A 2,364-nucleotide genomic window follows, 5' to 3' on the forward strand; every position below is an offset into this window, starting at 1 on the left:
ACACAAAATATTTTACACTCCCTAACTGGAATGATGATCTACAACTGTTGCCATATTATCAAACCAAATTTCTTTTGGAACGCCATTAGTGTATTGAAACGCCTTGTAAAGCATTTCAAACAGCGTATCTTGGCTTTTGTCCATTGTTAAACTAATAAACTTTAACTTTGAGTAGGGCAGTACGTATAGAAAAATGTTGAATGTGTGTACCTTTCCATACTTATCGCGTAGTTTGACTTCCTCCTTCCAGTCTACTTGAGCGCTAAGGCCAATCGTATGAGTAACTCTAATCGTCGCTTTCTTTATCTCCTCCTGTTTATAGTTTCGACAGAACGTTTTTACTAATGTATAGCCGCCTGTATATCCCTTCTTTTGAATGAACCGGTAGATTGCCATGGCCGTGCAGCCAGCTTCGTATTTGAGCTTGACGATCTCTTTAAAGTCGTCGAGCTTTCCATGAATGTTTCTTTTCTTTCGTACAACCTCCTTAACTTGGCCCGCTTTATCATATAAAGTTTTAGCCGTTCTTCGATCAACACCATATTGTCTGGCAATCTGACTAAAGTTTGGTTTGATGTCCTCCTTCACGAAGAATCGCATCCTTTCAAAAATATCTTTTCTCATGTATACATCATCTCTAATTTTTTAAGTGAGTATACAAAAAAATGTACGAAAATGTACAATTTGAGATTGCCATTTTCATACATTTTAAGACTGCCATCGACAACTGGATTCATCATCCCAACGTGGCAAACTGCTTTACAGGAATTTATGAACCAGATTCAAGACAATTATTAATAATTGAAAATACCCTTCTATACATGAGATGACTCGCGTATAGAAGGGTGCTTATTAGTCACTTAAGTAAGCGCATACACGCATATGTATTGGCGATTTAATGATTCCTTTTTGAATTTAAGAAAAGGGTTAGGCGCAATCAGGCACCTAGCCCTTTAGTGTGTAAAATCTGCTAGAAAGATATGTATTTATATATTAATTTTAGCGTGCTGTGCCATCATTAGCAACTGGATAGAGCGCTTTCATTGCTGTAGTTTATGATTTTAGCAGGCAGGTGCCTTATGATATACTCAGTTCAAAAGTTTTAAACGTTGCAATGGCTGCAAAGGCAAATATTTGGAGGAAACTGATATGGCAAAGCCAATTCCAACCTATATAATCAAGGCTGAACTGAAAGACTTTCGATCACCCGCAACCTGGCGACGATTCAAAATCAAAAAGAATCTTCCAATTACTGAGCTGGCATACTATCTGGAAATTATGTTTGAAATGTACGCGGAGCATCAGTATGACTTCACTTATCAATCTGATGACGGTCTCGTGGTGATGGTGAACAATCCTGAAGAATACAGCATGGTACCAAGTTTTCCAGGCGGACCTAAAATCAAATACATTGGCCTAAATGATTTTCGGCTCAACTACTTTAATGTCGGGGATGAATTCTTATTCCGCTATGACTTTGGCGATGGCTGGGAAATCAAGCTGAAAATTGAGAAGCTGGACGATCAAAATGAGCTGAGTGCCAAGAATCTGCCACGAATCATTGTCGGCAAAGGATTTGGAATTGTTGAAAACGTTGGTGGCGTTGATGCCTTAAAGGAATTTGGCCGCGATCTGAAACGCTCAGACGATCAATTGAATGATTTTGGAACGATGCTGCCAGAGCCTTTATTTGATGTAGCAGATGTCTTCACTTTGAACTACTACAACCAAGATGAACTCAACTGGCGGCTCAAACGGCTGATTCGTTACTATCGCCAGGCTTATGATGGCATCGAAATCTCCAACCATGCCATTGACCTGATTGAGCGCTACTATCCTGATTGAGCGCTACTACCCGGAGTGTCAACCACCATCGGCTAAAGTCGATGGCTTGTGGGCAAACACCCCGATATTGAGTGTCTGAACCACAATTTGCATAGATACGGACGATTTACTCAAACAGCCGCAGTTGCTTGAGCAGTGATCATCTAATTACCAATGCCTTTTACATTCCCAGGTTGCCATAGGAATGAGCCTAGTTTTTTGACTAGGCTTTTTGTTGTTTTTGGAGTCCTTTTTCAAGAATATTTAGTGCTGCATTATAATCACGGATATGATGAACATGGCACTGTGGACATATCCATTCACGATCTGCCAGTGTCAGCTTTTCGGTCCCGTCACTTCCCATTACAAAACCGCAGTCATGACAGGTTTGGGTCGTGTTTTTAGGGCTGACCGTGATAAATTGTCGGTCATAAAGGTCGGCTTTGTATGACAACATCCCCAAGAAAGACCGCCAGCCAACATCACTGATGCTCATTGCCAAGGCATGATTTTTGAGCAGATCCTTACTCCTCAATTCTT

3 protein-coding genes are annotated in these 2,364 nt (G+C 40.5%); 1 reads left to right on the top strand and 2 read right to left on the bottom strand.

What is annotated here, in order from left to right; translation table 11 throughout:
* Positions 1–21: 21 nt before the first annotated feature.
* A complete protein-coding gene (locus FC47_RS10060; protein ID WP_056968807.1) occupies positions 22–624 on the bottom strand; it encodes a transposase in 603 nt (200 codons plus the stop codon).
* Positions 625–1,149: 525 nt separating this feature from the next.
* Here FC47_RS10060 and FC47_RS10065 point away from each other — a divergent pair.
* Positions 1,150–1,845 carry an IS1096 element passenger TnpR family protein gene (locus FC47_RS10065; RefSeq protein ID WP_056968808.1) on the top strand — a complete coding sequence of 232 codons (696 nt, stop codon included), beginning with the start codon at positions 1,150–1,152 and terminating at the stop codon, positions 1,843–1,845.
* A 202-nt stretch (positions 1,846–2,047) separates the two neighbouring features.
* On the opposite strand, the gene FC47_RS10070 is transcribed toward FC47_RS10065, so the two are convergent.
* The coding region (locus tag FC47_RS10070) for an RNA-guided endonuclease InsQ/TnpB family protein (RefSeq protein ID WP_155519195.1) at positions 2,048–2,364 on the bottom strand (317 nt) is incomplete at its 5' end.

It is taken from the genome of Limosilactobacillus mucosae DSM 13345, from assembly GCF_001436025.1.
GTDB lineage: Bacteria > Bacillota > Bacilli > Lactobacillales > Lactobacillaceae > Limosilactobacillus > Limosilactobacillus mucosae.